Below are 15,833 nucleotides of genomic sequence, written 5' to 3'. Positions count from 1 at the left end.
CCATCCCGCCTCAAGCGCCCTCTGAAAGGAGGGCGCTTTTCATTCTGGCTTCCGCCCCCGAGAGAAGTGTCCGAAAAATAAGCTACAATCTGGAAATAATATAGCGCGTATTTTTTTTAACGCTATCTTCCTTGCCCACAACTGCAGTCAGAAAACAGTCTGGATACTTTATGACATGTGAATGGCTACGCCTCTACTACCGGAGATAATATTATGGTGCTCATTCCATTTAAACCAACGGCATTGGCCATTATTACAATGGGTCTTGCCAGCACGCTTATATTCCCTGAAGCGTCAGGTGCAACCATCAGTGTATCACCGGGCGATACAACCCAACTGGATGGCACCGTGGACCATTCAGGGGATACCGTCGAAATGACGGGAGGCAATCTTCTCCTGAAGCAGAGCCTGCACCTGGGCGGTGACGGTATTTCTCCCCCGTCGATTTCTATGTCCGGCGGTAGCCTGATGATGGAAGGTGGGGCCAGTATGGCAGGACAGCTTCTCATCCGTGGGACCTCCGCCGCAAATATTGGCACAACCGGGGGGGGGCCGGCCGCATTCACTGATTTACTTGCGTCGGGTCAGGCTTCCATTGCGCTCGATAATGTGACGGTAGGCAGCGGCCACCCTGTGTTCACCCCTCCCGACTCCACCGGGGTCCTCATCCTGCATGACCAGAGCCACGTGAGCGCTACCAGCCGGACGGTGATAGCCGGCAACAGTGAGCAGACTGCGGTATGGCTGTTCGACAATTCGTCCGCGGACCTGAACGGGTCAACCATTACGTCGGGGATGGAAGGGATTGCCATACAGGACAACTCGAGAGCTACGCTAACCGGAGGAAGTATTGTGGCTGCCGGAGGCGGCGTGACGGCGGTCGGCAACGCACAACTGACCGTATCCGGCAGTTCCATCACCGTCACTAATACCCGGGCGGCGGGGACGGGTGTCGGAGCCCTGCAGGATTTTGATGCCTTTGGCGCCATTATCTACGGCGGGGATAAGGTGTCGGGTGAAGCGCCAACCCTGACCCTGTCTGATACCACACTCCAGGTAAAGGCGGGACTGAAAAATACAGGGCTGGGTCTTGTCGCCAGCAATGCCAGCCACCCGGTGATGAACGTTAATAACTCCAGCGTTCATGCGGATGGTTACGGGGCCGTATTCGATGCGGATCCGACGGGCACCAGTCCGGGAACGGGAACCAGCACCCTGAATGTGAACAATTCCACCATCCAGTCCGATACAAAGGCTGCCATCTGGGTACAACAGAACACTCGGGCGGTGATTAACCTGTCGGGCAAAGCCACCAGACTGCTGGCCGGTGCAGGGCAGAGCGCGCTGCAGACCGACGCGGGGAGCACCACCGCAGTCACCGTGAATAACGCTGATATTGCCGGTGATCTGGTCAATACCGGCGGTAACACCAGCCTGACACTGGGCAATGCCGGGAGCTGGACCGGGACCTTTACCGGACTGACGTCGCTGACGACGCAGGCCGGCGGTCAGGCCACGCTCACGGGCAATTCCAGTATCACGGGAAATGTGTCGAACAGTGGGACCATCGCCCTTAACAACGGCGGCGTCGGGAATACGCTGACGGTCAATGGCAACTATACCGGCAACGGCGGTGCACTGCTGTTCAACAGCGCGCTGGCCGGGGACAGTTCGCTCACCGACAAGCTGGTGGTGAAAGGCAATGCCGCCGGGACGACGAATGTCTCTGTCACCAACGCCGGGGGCACCGGGGCACAGACCCTTGACGGGATTAAACTCATCGAGGTGGACGGGACATCTGCTGCGGGCGCATTTAAACAGCAGGGGCGTATCGTCGCCGGGGCCTACGATTACACCCTGAACGCACACGGCAACAGCTGGTATCTGGACAGCCGGCTTTCACCGGGGCCAGTGCCACCTGTTCCCCCCAAACCGGTTATTCACGTTGTCCGGCCTGAAGCGGGCTCTTACATCGCCAACCAGGCGGCCTCTTCCATGTTCCTGACCACCCTGCACGACCGTGCCGGTGAAAACCGTTATATGAATACCCTCAACACTGACGGCAGCGTATCCAGTCTCTGGCTGCGTCAGGTGGGGGTGCACAATCAGTTCCACGACGGCTCCGGCCAGTTGCGTACCACAGGCAATACATACGTCGCCCAACTGGGGGGGGATCTGACCCAGTGGAGCAGCAATGACCGGGACCGCTTTCATCTTGGCGTAATGGCGGGCTATGGTAATAACCACAACAACACCCATTCCACGGTATCCGGCCATGGTTCAAAGGGCTCAGTGGACGGTTACAGTGTGGGCATGTACGGCACCTGGTATCAGAATGACCAGGCTGACACCGGCGCCTGGGTGGATGGCCAACTGATGTACAGCTGGTTTAACAATCACGTCAACGGCGAGGGCATCAGCGAGGAGAGCTACAAATCAAAAGGGCTGACGGCGTCCGTGGAGACCGGCTACACCTTCGCGCTGGGGGAGTCCGGGCCACAGGCTAACCGTACAGCGTACTTTATTGAGCCCCAGGCTCAGGTGACCTGGATGGGGGTGAAGTCCGGTGATGTGACCGAGGCGAACGGCACGAGGGTAAGCGCTGAGGGCGAGAACAACGTCCAGACCCGCCTGGGTGCCAGGGCTTTCCTGCGGGGGCATAATCAGATGGATAGCGGAAAAGACCGAAATTTCCAGCCGTTCGTGAAAGTCAACTGGCTGCATAACACGAAGCGTAATGGCGTGGTGATGAATGGCGTATCGCTGGAGCAGGCCGGGGCTGTCAATGTCGGGGAAGTAAAACTCGGTGTGGAAGGGCAGTTGAGCCGTCAGACAGCGCTGTGGGGTAACGTGGGGCAGCAACTGGGAGACAAAGGCTACAGCAACACGGCGACCATGGTGGGCATTAAGTACTCATTTTAATGAATGACTACAAAATTGCATAAACACTTATCTCCTATCGTCAGTCAGCATTAAAACGACGGTGGTTACTCAGGAACCCGCTTAAAATAAGCGGGTTCCTGTTAACCCAGTCTCTGAATCCTGCACAATCCTGAAACCGAATTACGGCATGATCTACACTCCCTGTGCGGAGGTGGTGCCGTTGAAAAAATCACAATTCAACGAAGAGCAGATTGTCTTTGCCCTGAGGCAGACCGTACTGTGTAAGCCATCCCCTGAGTACGTTGTAACTTCTGCTGGCAGGATGTTAACTTCCTGCAGCCTGATACCCGGTCTCATTTCCCAGCATCAATCAGATTATTCTCACGTTTTTGTTAGCGGCCGCCCGGTCCATTTATTAAATTTGCGCCGTTCCTTTCCCTGTTTAACCCACTGACTCATATATCCATTATTGTTATTCGTGGCACCCTGACGTCAGCGCGGGCACCATGAATAAGACGTGTCCGCAGATGCTTGTCGCTTTTTTCGTCATATTCATCAGTACCTGCCTGCTATCACTCGGGTGCTGGCGTGGAACCAGACCAGGCCATGCAGCAATGTGACGGCCATGCTTAAATTCAGTTTCTGTGCCAAGAACAACAACGGGCGTGCCTGTTTTAGGACCAATGCCTTTAACTTTGGCGATACGCTGACAGGTTTCTGATTACATGAATACGGTTTCAATTTCCTTATCAAAAAATGGATTCGGCGCCCGAGATCGTTAAAGAGATCATCGAGTCCCGCAATTATTCTGCGCATAGGGGACGTAGACCGTTTCCTGCATCTTCAAGGATAAAGGGAATAACCCGGCGAGCTATGAAGACAGCAATGCCAGTGGGGATCCCTTGGTCAAGTAACAACCCTCTTTAGCCGGATATGGTCAGCCATGAATGAATCAGGACATTACGCCTGCAGAACTTGACTGCAATATCTTCATCGCATCGATCATATCGCCGCCGTTCAATGCTCGCTAAGCTTTTTTCGCTGTTGGTTTTCTGTACCACCACCGACAGGCGGAGGGATTAAGAAAGACAAAGATCGAAGGAAAATATCTGGGCAGGGTGGCCGATGCGTAGAAACACAAATTAATACGCCCCCTCCGGCTGGGCCACGGAAAATCCCTGTGCAAAACTGCCTACCTGTCAGGCGTGTCTAAAATGACCGTGATCCGCGTTTGCAGTGATGTTGAAGATGACCGTCACACAACAGCCCGAACAGAAGGACATTGAGCCGGGTCGTATAGAAGGTATTCAGTTTGGTGAACAATGCGGTATAGAAAAGGGCGAACGGGAAGCGATGCTGAAAATTGCCCGTACCATGCTGCAAAACGGTATTGACAGCAGCATGGAGATAAAAATGACCGGCCTGATGGCGACGACCTCGCGCAAATCTGCCATTAATTCTTCGCCAGGACAGCCCTTGTCAGAATACATGGACGCAGAATTAGCCTGGAACACCGTCGCAGCACTCTCTTATCTGACGTTCTGCACCTCCGTTGTTTTCTCACTGGTCCGGCAGGGTGGCACCGTCGGTACACCCCGTGCTGAGAATCTGTTCCTCACCTGCTGGCTGACCTGTGCCTCGGGGGTGCGGAAGGACGACGTCTGGGCTGCCGGAGGGATATCCGACTTCGCGTAGGAGAACGGGGGTTGGACCGAAAAAGAGTCGCTGAATATGGCCTTTACCAGAGAAGGAGCCCTCCAGTCACCAGTAGTATTATAAATAATAATTTCACGTCCAGATTTAATTTTTATAATCAAAAAAATAACATCCAGGATATTTAATTAATTAGCCAGAGTACAATTTCGCCCTCTACACTCTAAACCATAAAGTCATTCGAAATGTTTATATCCCCACGTCATACATGATGGAGTGCGATATATCGAATTATTTTAACGCTACAGGAAATAAGATGCGGAGGATGCAGCTAGTACTTGCAACAAATGGGGTTCTTCTCATGTGGAGAGAAGAGGGTTTTTTATATATTACTATGGGAATGACACTGAAAATAAATCAAGTCATTAAGTCACAAGGAGTTTCCAAATTAAAAAACACATCCAGACATAAAGTATTGATATATTAAAAACATGTCATGCATCATGAGAGGTTGGAATAAATATACTTTTCACCGTGTTGTGTGGCAATAAGCTCCGCACGTTTATGATAGATGCCTGACGTTGACATTAACACTCAGAATACATTTTTAGATAAGGATTTTTAAATGAATACTATTACACGTAAATTATTTGGTGTGGCGATAACATTGTCTCTCTGTACCGGTGTAACACAGCAGGCTCTGGCCCATGGCTATGTTTCCATGCCAGAAAGCCGCTCTTTGTTATGTAACAAAGGCATTAATACGGGTTGCGGTGCTGTTCAGTACGAACCTCAAAGCGTGGAGGGGGTGAAAGGATTTCCCACTGCAGGCCCGGTTGATGGGGTTTTGGCCAGCGGCGGTAATTCACGCTTCCCGGAACTCAACCAACAGTCCGCTACCCGATGGTCAAAAGTCACATTACATCCGGGAAGTAATACCTTCGTCTGGACGCTGACTGCGCGCCACAAAACCACTAGTTGGAGATATTTCATCACCAAACAAGGGTGGGATTCATCCAAACCTTTAAGTCGTGGTGCCTTCGAACTGACTCCTTTTTGTCAAATTGATGGAAACGAAAATCTCCCCGGCTCATCAGTGAGCCATTCATGCGTTGTTCCGGCAGGACATACCGGTTACCACGTAATTCTGGCTGTGTGGGATATTGCCGATACTGGCAATGCTTTCTATCAAGCTATTGATACAAATATTGTCCGATAGTTCCAGCCCTGAAAGCACATAGCATCAGCGTGTATGAGGCGCTGATGCTGAATGCTGATATATTCGTTGCTCTGGCCAGTCTGGCTGTAGTTCCAACGACGCTTACTGTTAATGCGGCTCTTATGAAATGGACGCCTCCAACTTGAACGGCATCAGTGGGCGTTGGTGCATAGATGGCTAAATGGGTCGAATCAACACTTGCCCATTCTGAGATATGTTAAGGATGTCGCATAAACACAACGCCAGAAAGGGTTACCAACTGACACGATACGAAGCCGGCCTGAAGTAACGCGGCAGCCTGACTCTCTGGATAACACCCGGGGTTATTGCACTCTCGTCACGCCCGATGGCCAGGCACGCTACTCTGGCCTCTCCATCCAGACTGATGAATATCCCCCTTGCTGTACCCGATCAGGTACTGTTGCAAAGTTAGCGATAAGGTAGCCTTTTTCTTATTGAAAGGCTTTACATTTCAAAAACTCGGTTTACCAGATACATCTCGCCCCCACAGGATTATTTCACGCTGAAAATGCCGACCTTTGAATATGTTCATGAATACCGTCACTGGTTAAAACGACAGCAAAATTTATCAGCGCAGCGATCTGCGCAACAGTGCCGAAAGAGTGGGGCACCGGGTAGATACCCTGCTTCAGGCAGGAGAACGGGTTATGGATGGAAAAGAGGTGCTGAATACGGCCTTTAACGGGGAGGGTGTCCTACAGCCGCCAGTGTCCTTTCGGGTGACCGGTGATATCACGCCGTTTATCCGTATGATGGCGAATTATGACCTGCATGCCAGCGCCCCGGCCGTTCACGGCAGTATCACACAGTCATGCTGTCGCCTGCTGCTGGCTAAACCCGACCTCGCTCTCCGTCACTACCCCGGTGGGCTGGTCATCGAGACCAAAATGGGGACTTCCTGAGACCAGGGTTGCCACGTACGCTTCGCTGAGGGTGAGGCTCACCGCCAGCCCGGGGGGTTGACCCGGGCTGGCGGATGCGGCTTGTATCACCGTGTGGCGGACAGGCAATGCTGGCAGAGTAACGGTAGCAAAATATTGGTGGGCTGCTGGGTGGGCTTACTTGTCGTGACATCCTCCAGGCGAACTGTCCTGGTATATTGCTAAGTAATAGAAAAGTCCTGGTTTTTATACGGCTACTTTGAGTGCATCTATACTTTGTGCGAAAGAGCATTCCTGTATCTGTGTTAAATCCCGTTGTTATGAGTTCGTGACTGGTTTCTGATTGAGCCCTGTTTAAATTCAGGGCTTTTTTTTATTATTGTGGGCATTTATTCCGACGTTAATCTCTGACACATATTATGTTGCACCGGATGCTTAAAAAAGACAGATGAAAAGCGCAGAAAATATGGCCGCCTGGAAACAGTTTTATTCGTTAGCAATCTGACTACATCCGGAGTAAGGCTCCCCTCGATTTTGTACGGCCCCGTTGGCAAAACGGAAAATTTTGTACGTCAAGCACATTATTCAACCAGTCAAGGTACATAAGGGATTGGGTGGATATCAGTCGGCTGTCGATTTTAAGTTATCGTTGTTGCTATATCGCGTAGAGGTTGTCCGCTTAGACCAAATTCACACCTGGAACCGTATAGCGCGGGGGTTGACCCTATTACGATCGCGTAGCCTGCCCGAAAAACAGGCCATCCCTATAATAATTCCGATATCCAGACTGGCCCCTTAAATGACGATTCTGACGTTTTAAATTTGGACATAACCCGTTATTAATTCAACGTCATACAGATCAGGCTGTCTTTATCTTTGGTGACGGAATTTTCTGAGTTTCTGGCGTAAGCCCCCATTGGCCCTCAAACCCCTTTTGGGGCACGTAGTCTTTTTTGTCATCGCATTACCAAAATCCCTTAACGTGAGTTTTCGTTCCACCGAGCATCAGATCCCATACACAGCAAAATAGTTTTCCATTGTGATAACAACTAAGGCGTTGGTCGACTGCCCCACGTTTTATCATGCTCTCCTGGCACGCATTGAGTCTGATGTAGACATTCAACATATGCGGTTTTTTGCGAAAGAAAATCATTTGATGCCGCGGAAGCGACGAGTGCAGTTATTGTGAGCCGGTGAGATAGATTGCAAGCCGTTACAATTATTGTGAATATTTTCCCGGCTATGTCACTGAATATAAATATTATTATTTCCCCCAGTTTATTTAACATTTGAGGCTGATTCCTATGAGTTATTTGCACAAAGGCTTCTTTCATCTGTCCGGACTGGTTCTTGCGGGAGGTATGCTGATATCTCCCGTTCACGCTGAGGACACCGGCGATAAGGTTGCTAACGCACTGAATGAGCGGTGGGCATCCACTGTGACCAACTGTACTGACAGTAAAGGTCATGTGTTATCGGCGCTGACCTGCAGCGGAGTGTTGTTGAGACCCAAGCATACCAATGATACGGAGCACAGGATGAGCGCTGCTGATGTATTATTTTTACGCCATGACCTGAAGTATCCACCGGATAATATGACGGGAGAAATTCTCGGGGGTCAGTATGCGTTAGCTGACGGGAAATCCGTATCAGCAGCCTGCGTCCGTCCGTCTCCTGTGGACTACACCATTACAAGGGAGGCGTTTGGATGCGGCAAACCCGCTTCCGTTCCCCATAATAATGAAGATACGGATAATTCCACCTGCAACAGTCTGATCCCGGGGCCGGGTGAGGCAGGCTGGTCATGGGACGGAGAATGCTCGCTCAGCGTCCTTATTCATCGGGAATTTAAACTTGCGATGGATCTGAACAGAGCAAGCCCGGGTAACCTGCCGATGCAGATCTGGTATCGGTACTGGCCGACGTCAATTGCTGATGACGTAAATAATCTACACATGGAAGCACTGCTCTATCAGGATGGAGATAAAAAAGCCCTTACTGGACGACAAAATGACAGAGCCCTGTTTCTGAAAAATAATCTGAACATCCCGATTATTCGCTTTACAGCAAGAAATGAAAAACCTTTCAGTTACCATGCCGATGAGCAGGTCATGAAGTCCGAGTGTGCAGAAAAATCTGGAGGGGAGAAAATAGCCTGCCAGATAACTCAGGATTATAATAATACAGCAGAATCGTGCGGGAATGGTGATTATGATATCGCAGCTAAATGTTCCGGCGTGGTTATCCGGGGAACCAGTGGTAACCTCAATCGTACTTATCACTCATGGGAGGCATCTCCTGAAAGCCTGAAAAATGGCGGTATATCTTTCTCCTATTTGAGAAAAGATGCAAAATTCAAACGTCTTTCTTTTGATGATAGTACCGGTTTTATATTTTATCCGGAACATTTTTCTCATGGTCAGGCCAGCATTAATATCCTTTGTGGATACCCTCTTGACGCCGGAACCGGCAATCGGAGCAATAAAGGATGCGGGCCGGCAAGCAACTCCAGGCTAGACTGCGATAAACTGGAATTTAATATTAAAACCGGTAATGACTGGGTCAAAATGGTATATGAGAATGCTAAGACTGAGCATGACTTCTGTGGTTTTATACTTCATGATGAAATTAACTCCTTTCTGGGGGCGAAAAAAGGATTTACTGTAATGCTGGATGCAATGAAAGCATTGAACAGCCAGAAAGATAACAAATCATTTAGTGAACAAAATGAATTAAGGCTGGAGGCATGGCCAAAAATGAAGAAAGATATTCCACTGGAGGCTTTCTTTTATCTCCCCGGGCATCCTGATGCGCTGAAAAGCGCACAAAAGGATCAGTCTGAATTTAAGATTTTTTCAGGACGAATCGTGCCTGTTATTCGGTTAACGCTGCCACAGACGCCTGAAGCTGATGCTGTTTTTGAGTACAGAAAAGAAGACCAGCTGATGCTGATGCAGTAAACGCCTGTTCATTCAGAAATGAATAAAAATATTCACTCTCTATTTTATTGTTATTATCCGGTTCCCTCTATGGGGGGAACCGGACTGCGAAGGTATTAGCTATGATAAGAAGAAGGTATCTGAAAATTCTGTTTTCTTCACTTGTATTATTAAGTCTGTCGGCTCATGACGGGAGAGTACATACATAAAAATATTATTGATGGCTGCTATGTTCTATCTTTGACAGGATATAACTGCAGCCAATGTGTATTTATTCCGGGATCATATATGCGTTATTGAAAATAGAGGATAATAAATTTCAACATCACATGTTACCTCTTTCTGTTGTTATAAATTATGAGGATTAAATACTGTTGAAAAGGTTCTGTCGAAACCCTGTAAAACGCGTGATTACCATTTCAATTTTTCATATCCAGAACAAATCCTGAAAGGGTACCAATGAGATGGCTTTCCGAATCAGAGTGCGTGTAGATAGAATCTACTTCTTGTTTCATTTTCGTTATCACAACATGTTAAAACTCTGATGTGTTGAAGCGTTTGCCTTCCGCAATAATTTTCGCATCAATTTCAACATACCATGCACCGCCTTCATAAATATTGGTTTTCCTGATGTGGCTTGCATCATCTGGGTATAGTTTCTTCCGCTGGTTAAACCAAAATCGCACGTGATCCAGTCCATTTTGTTCTCCCCGCAAAGAAGTATATAAAGGCCGAATAATATTGCTAAGATAGAATCTGGGGGAAGTCTGAGCTGGGTAAGGTGTTGCCTGTGAATCATTATCTGGTGATGTTTTTTTCCATACATTCGTCGGTGCAAAAAAATGAAAATCTTCATGAGTGGCCACGTTAAACAGAGCTGGAACTGGTTTTGTCTCAGTCTGAAAATGTGCATTTTTTTCCGGTGGAAGAGTAGCCTCTAAACTAGCAGAAATTGTTGACCGACCACCAGACCCTTGAATTTTCATACAATGCATATATTCAAGAGGTAAATGACGTTGTTTCTCGCTGTAAGGAAGCTTCGTTAGGCTCTTACTGTCTATTGCCCAGGCATTATGGTTATCAGTAACAATGAGTCTGAGTTTTCGATGCACGTGCGTGTCACATACATTCTCGAGCACTGTCCATTCCTGACGGATAGCTGAGTAAATAGAATTTACATATACCTCAGTTACAATATCTTTACTGGGTGCCTGACCAGTTCCAGATAAACTGACAAGGCAAAAAATGCAGTTTCTTAATAAATTTAATTTCATAATGACTCCATTAATAATTATTGTCTCTCTAATGCAAGTGTGACAAAAAGTGCTAATTTAATATTCTCATATGAAATTAAAAAGAGAATTAAAATAGTGAATTTATAAAAATGATTGACTGGTTCGTTATCTTAAATGCCAATATTTAGAAACCAACCAACCAACCAACCAACAAATTAATCAGGATTGTATTTTATAATATCCCCAGGCTGACAATTTAACACACTGCATATTGCTTCCAGCGTTGAAAATCGTATGGCCTTTGCTTTTCCACTATTAAGGATTGAAAGATTGGCTTCAGTAATACCTATAGCCTGAGCCAGTTCTTTAGCTGTCATTTTTTTTGATTTCAACATTATGTCAAGTTTTATGATGATTGACATATTAGATCACCAATTCCTGTTCTTCTTTTATTTCTGTTGCCAGCTGAAGTACATAGCTAAGTATCACCAGCCCAATACCTATTGGTGTATAAATTAAATTATCAACCTGGAAATAGTATTGCCGATTTTCTTCGGGGCTTTGTAATAATGATAAAAACATATCGCTAATGATTGAATATATGGATAGCACAATAAAACACCATCCAGAAATGGAAATGCGTTTTATCTGTTGTTGACTGAAAACCACTCCCGCTCGGATATCTTTAAACACTTTATAAAAATGCCAAAACATTAAACTGAAAATACAATCCCTCAAAAGATTACAAATAGCTGATGCTGCTGTATTAGGATGACTTCCCGGAAATATCTCGAATTCTTTATGTATTACACCACCCATGACCGGAACGTCATTTCCGGCCTGAAGCCAGGAAAATACCTGACCGAGTATTGGTGTGGAAATCAGGCCGATCAATAATGCGATCTCCATAAATCTACACCAAAATATCATTTTTGATTTGCTAACCATTTTCTTCTTACCCATATAATTTGTAGATATTTTGTTCACAAAATTTGTCTGTAGCTGCTCAATTTATCCGTTGCCATACTTCCTGAAGGTCAATTTGCAACATGGATTATTATCGAATAACAATAATAGTGCAATATTAAATTATTGATAAACGATAATGTTATTTTAATTCATTAATAATCAAATGGTTAGGGTGGCGCGTGGAGTCAGGGAGTCATTTCAATCGATGTGCAAATGGGATGAGACTGTGATCTCCTCTTGATGTCCTCCCTGAAAATAGTACTAACGGGCACTCGCGTCGGGGAAGTCTGCAGAAGTATGGGCGTTTCTGAAGGGACCTTTACAGCAGGAAGAAAAAATTTGCCTATCCGGGCGTGACGGAGCTGCAGCGTCTGTCGCAAGCACGCTATTTCAGACGCCACCTTATGCAGCTGGCACAAGCAGTTTGACGGTATGGAAGTCCCTGAGGTGAAGCGGCTTAAGTCGCCAGACTCATTTTAGTGCAGGTGCAATGAATCCTGTCTGATAGATCAACCTTCTAATCTTAACAGGCTGCAGCATGTCGCCATCAGCCCCCTTCCTTTTCAGCAGGCACAAGTGCACGAAAGGTTGCCTTGTGTATCTGGCAGGCTTTTTCTTTAAAATCAGGACGAGATGATGATAGCCGGTTTAGTATCCCGGCTGGCAGGGCAATAAAACAGCAAACTCACTTTTTTCGCCCCACAGCAGTGTCTGAGTCGTTTTTAGTTGTGTAAAAAGACTTCCTTACCTTCCCCTCCAAATTCGAGATAAATTTTCGCCATATTCTGGTACTGATTAAACCGATTTTCGTTGAGCGCTGATTCTGTCTGCCGGCGCTGTTCCTGAGCATTCAGCCAGTCAGTGATGGTGACAGCCCCCTGGCGATAACGTACCTCATTCAGCCGTTCGGACTTGCGTGCTAGCGCCAGTGTCGTCTGGAGATGCGTTTCCTGAGCCATCAGTTGCGCGCGCAGAGACAGTGCATTATCTACATCAGACATCGCCTTATAGAGGGTTTGCGTAAATTCCAGAGCACGTTGTTCGTAGTCGTTTTGGGCAATATTGACGTCCACACTCATTTTTCGCCATTCCAGGAAGGGTAACGTCAGGCTGGCTCCGATGCCGGCGACGGGATTGCTCAGAAATGTCAGTAATGCGCTGCTGCTTGTGCCCAGCGTACCTGTCAGGGTGAATGACGGATAATATTGCGTGCGTCTGGCGTCAATGTCGGACAGTGCCGCGCGCAGGCGCATCTCTGCTGCATTCACGTCAGGCCTGCGGCTCAGTATGCTGACCGGAATTCCATTGTTAATCTGCGGCAGTGGCCCTTGCGACAGACTTCCCGGTTCAACAACTGTTTTTCCTGGCGGGGCTCCCAGCAGCACGGTCTGTTCATTCAGCGCCTGCTGGCGCTGGTACTGCTGCGTCAGAAGGCGATCTTCCTGCTTCAGGACATTTTGCTCTGCATTAACCACATCCAGGGGAGATATTTTACCCGCATGGAATCGGGCGCTGGCGAGTTGGCGCGTTTTCTTCGCGTATTCAAGACTTTCCTGGCTTATGCTGATCTGTTGATTGAGGTAGCCAATTCGCCAGTAGTTCGTGCTGGCGTTTGCCAGCAAGGTGAGTCGGGCTGCCCGTAAATCCTGTTCACTTGCCCGGCTTAGCCACTCTGCAGCATCCTGCGCTCGGGCAAGCTTACCCCACAGATCCACCTCATATCGGGTGCTCAGCGATGTACCGCTTTTATCTTGCCAGGATGATGACCCGTATAACTCGTGCTCCGCACCGCCGTTCAGTCTGAAGTTGAGGTCTGGTGTTGCGAGTATGCCGGTCCGTTCGGCATTAAGTTGCGCACGATAGAATCGCAGCATAGCCCGGGCCAGATCATTATTTCTGGTCATCACCTGATGCAGCCAGTTGTTGAGTGCAGGATCGCGGAAATCCTGCCAGATAAATGGGGCGGGCACGGTACCGACGGTTTCATTCTGCCAGTGGTCAGGATAGTGAATGTGTGGGCGTTGATACTTACTTTTTAACATATTGCCGCAGCCTGCGCAGAGGAGTACGGCGAGGCAGACAGGAAGAGGTAAAAGTTTCATTATTTACTCACTGGCCAGTGAAACGACGGGATCCATCCTGGCCGCTTTACGGGCAGGGAGATAGCCGAAAACCATGCCGATTAACGTTGAACAGAAAAATGCAATGGTGGCTGCCTGCCAGGACCAGATGGCGTTGAGCATGTTGCCCGCCATCAGAGAGAACAGTGGCCCAGTGGCGAATGACAGGGCAATGCCCAGTGCACCGCCGGTCAGACAGACCAGCACGGCCTCTGTCATAAACTGCTGCATAATATCGCTTCGTCTCGCACCCACCGCCATGCGGACGCCAATCTCGTGGGTGCGTTCCGTTACAGAAACCAACATGATATTCATAACCCCAAGGCTACCAATAATCAGGGAGATTGAAGCGACCATCAGGATTAGCAGGCTGAGTGTCATGGATGTGTGTTCGACCGATTTTCGAAACTGGTCACGGTTGAACAGCATAAAATCTTTTACCCCATGACGCTGAATAAGCAACTGCGTAATGGCGCTTATTGCGGCTTCATTGGTGACGTCGTCCCGCAGACGAACGCTGATGCTGCTTAACGTTGATTTTCCCGCCATGCGGTACATGACGGTACTCCAGGGCATCCAGACTGCTATTCGGTTAGGAGGATAATCACGGTTACTTTTTGCTACACCAATCACCCGGGCCGGAACGGATCCGAGAAACACAATCTGGCCCAGCGCATCGGCACCCGGATCGCCAAAAAGGGAGTGTACGGCGTTATCATTGATAATGACTTCCTGGAGGGCATGACGGTCATCGCGAAACGTAGCTCCCTGAATAATTGTGATGCCGTTTACGTGAAAATAGTCCCGTCCGACGCCGTTGACGGTGGCTGGGGCCGACTTTCCGCGAAAGCGTATAGTGTCCTGAGCGTAGATCTCCGGCGTGACGCTTTCGATAAAATTCTGCTGTGCGAGGGCATCCGCGTCGGCAGGGACCAGTGTGCGGATTTTGTCGGCGGCATCATCGAAGAAATCGCTACCCGGGAAAATACTGACCACATTGGTACCCAGCCCTTTGATGTTTTCCAGGGTTCGCTGTTTGGCGCCTTCACCCAGTGCGACAACAGTGACAACAGCGGCAATCCCAAAAATGATACCGGTCATTGTCAGTGCGGTGCGCAGGCGGTGAGCATTCATCGATTTCAGCGCCATATGCAGCGACTCACGGGTGCGATCCAGGAGAGTCTGCCAGCCTTTCTGCGACACCCGGGGGGATTGTGGAAACGGTTGTCCGGTGCCGGGGTTATGCCCGTTGTCCGATATGATTTCACCGTCCCGAAGTTCAATGACTCGCTGGGCACGTTTCGCGACATTCATATCATGGGTAACGATAACGACGGTATGACCGCGCTGGTTTAGCTCACTGAGAATAGCCAGGACTTCCTGGCCTGATCGCGAATCGAGTGCGCCGGTGGGTTCGTCAGCCAGAATTATCTCCCCGCCGTTGATAAGCGATCGGGCAATACTGACGCGTTGCTGCTGCCCGCCTGACAGTTGACCTGGCCGGTGGTTCTCCCACCCTTCCAGGCCCAGTCGGGCCAGCAGTTGGGCTGCCCGCAATCGGCGCTGGTCGCGGGGACGGTTGGCATAAATGGCCGGGATTTCCACATTACCCAGTGCGCTGAGGTCGGGCATAAGATGATAACGCTGAAAGATAAAGCCAATGTGTTCACGACGAATTTGTGCTAACGCGTCAGCAGACAGCAGCGCTACATTCTGGCCACCGATAGCGTAGTCGCCGCTGTCAGGTACATCGAGGCAACCCATAATATTCATCAGCGTTGATTTACCGGAGCCGGAAGCCCCGATGATGGCGACCATTTCGCCGGCCCTGATAGTCAGGTTGATATCTTTCAGTACGCTGAGGGACTGATTGCCGTTTGAGTAGGTCCGGTTGACACCTTTTAGTTCCATGA

General features: G+C 48.9%; 10 protein-coding genes and 4 pseudogenes. 8 read left to right on the top strand and 6 right to left on the bottom strand.

Annotated elements, in window-relative coordinates; genetic code table 11:
* Positions 1-213 precede the first annotated feature (213 nt).
* Positions 214-2,922: an autotransporter outer membrane beta-barrel domain-containing protein gene (locus CNE01S_RS20685; RefSeq protein WP_061278155.1), complete on the top strand. Its 2,709-nt coding sequence runs from the start codon at positions 214-216 to the stop codon at positions 2,920-2,922.
* 331 nt (positions 2,923-3,253) lie between these two features.
* Here the strand turns inward: CNE01S_RS20685 and CNE01S_RS24790 are convergent.
* Positions 3,254-3,806: pseudogene (locus CNE01S_RS24790) on the bottom strand (transposase); the annotation flags it as partial.
* A gap of 141 nt (positions 3,807-3,947) precedes the next feature.
* Between CNE01S_RS24790 and CNE01S_RS25880 the strand changes: the two are divergent.
* The 6 genes and pseudogenes from CNE01S_RS25880 to CNE01S_RS20665 form a co-directional block, all read left to right on the top strand.
* Positions 3,948-4,169: pseudogene (locus CNE01S_RS25880) on the top strand (recombinase family protein); the annotation flags it as partial.
* A pseudogene (locus CNE01S_RS25110) lies at positions 4,132-4,340 on the top strand (Rpn/YhgA-type helix-turn-helix domain-containing protein); the annotation flags it as partial. The pseudogenes CNE01S_RS25880 and CNE01S_RS25110, both read left to right, overlap by 38 nt.
* A 19-nt stretch (positions 4,341-4,359) precedes the next feature.
* On the top strand, positions 4,360-4,578 hold the full coding sequence (locus CNE01S_RS25105) for a hypothetical protein (protein ID WP_138089317.1): 219 nt from the start codon (positions 4,360-4,362) through the stop codon (positions 4,576-4,578).
* Between the two features lie 583 nt (positions 4,579-5,161).
* Positions 5,162-5,755, top strand: coding sequence for a lytic polysaccharide monooxygenase (locus CNE01S_RS24780; protein ID WP_072279195.1), 594 nt, complete (start codon positions 5,162-5,164; stop codon positions 5,753-5,755).
* Positions 5,756-6,423: 668 nt separating this feature from the next.
* On the top strand, positions 6,424-6,678 hold the full coding sequence (locus tag CNE01S_RS20670) for a hypothetical protein (RefSeq protein ID WP_061278148.1): 255 nt from the start codon (positions 6,424-6,426) through the stop codon (positions 6,676-6,678).
* A gap of 1,517 nt (positions 6,679-8,195) precedes the next feature.
* A complete protein-coding gene (locus CNE01S_RS20665) occupies positions 8,196-9,617 on the top strand; it encodes a hypothetical protein (protein ID WP_138089316.1) in 1,422 nt (473 codons plus the stop codon).
* A gap of 512 nt (positions 9,618-10,129) precedes the next feature.
* Here the strand turns inward: CNE01S_RS20665 and CNE01S_RS25405 are convergent.
* The 3 genes from CNE01S_RS25405 to CNE01S_RS20650 form a co-directional block, all read right to left on the bottom strand.
* Positions 10,130-10,870, bottom strand: coding sequence for a hypothetical protein (locus tag CNE01S_RS25405; protein WP_138089315.1), 741 nt, complete (start codon positions 10,868-10,870; stop codon positions 10,130-10,132).
* A 176-nt stretch (positions 10,871-11,046) separates the two neighbouring features.
* On the bottom strand, positions 11,047-11,253 hold the full coding sequence (locus CNE01S_RS20655) for a helix-turn-helix domain-containing protein (RefSeq protein WP_061278140.1): 207 nt from the start codon (positions 11,251-11,253) through the stop codon (positions 11,047-11,049).
* Between the two features lies 1 nt (position 11,254).
* Positions 11,255-11,740 (bottom strand): DUF2975 domain-containing protein, encoded by a 486-nt coding sequence (locus CNE01S_RS20650; protein ID WP_169799429.1) that lies wholly within the window; start codon positions 11,738-11,740, stop codon positions 11,255-11,257.
* 429 nt (positions 11,741-12,169) lie between these two features.
* On the opposite strand from CNE01S_RS20650, the pseudogene CNE01S_RS25400 reads away from it, so the two are divergent.
* Positions 12,170-12,265, top strand: a pseudogene (locus tag CNE01S_RS25400) (transposase); the annotation flags it as partial.
* A 257-nt stretch (positions 12,266-12,522) separates the two neighbouring features.
* On the opposite strand, the gene CNE01S_RS20645 reads toward CNE01S_RS25400, so the two are convergent.
* A complete protein-coding gene (locus tag CNE01S_RS20645) occupies positions 12,523-13,902 on the bottom strand; it encodes a TolC family protein (RefSeq protein WP_061278134.1) in 1,380 nt (459 codons plus the stop codon).
* A gap of 3 nt (positions 13,903-13,905) precedes the next feature.
* Positions 13,906-15,831, bottom strand: coding sequence for a MacB family efflux pump subunit (locus tag CNE01S_RS20640; RefSeq protein WP_061278131.1), 1,926 nt, complete (start codon positions 15,829-15,831; stop codon positions 13,906-13,908).
* Positions 15,832-15,833: the final 2 nt, after the last annotated feature.

This window comes from Cedecea neteri NBRC 105707 = ATCC 33855 (assembly GCF_001571265.1).
In the GTDB taxonomy this organism is placed as follows: domain Bacteria; phylum Pseudomonadota; class Gammaproteobacteria; order Enterobacterales; family Enterobacteriaceae; genus Cedecea; species Cedecea neteri.
This window is presented reverse-complemented; position numbering and strand designations above follow the sequence as displayed.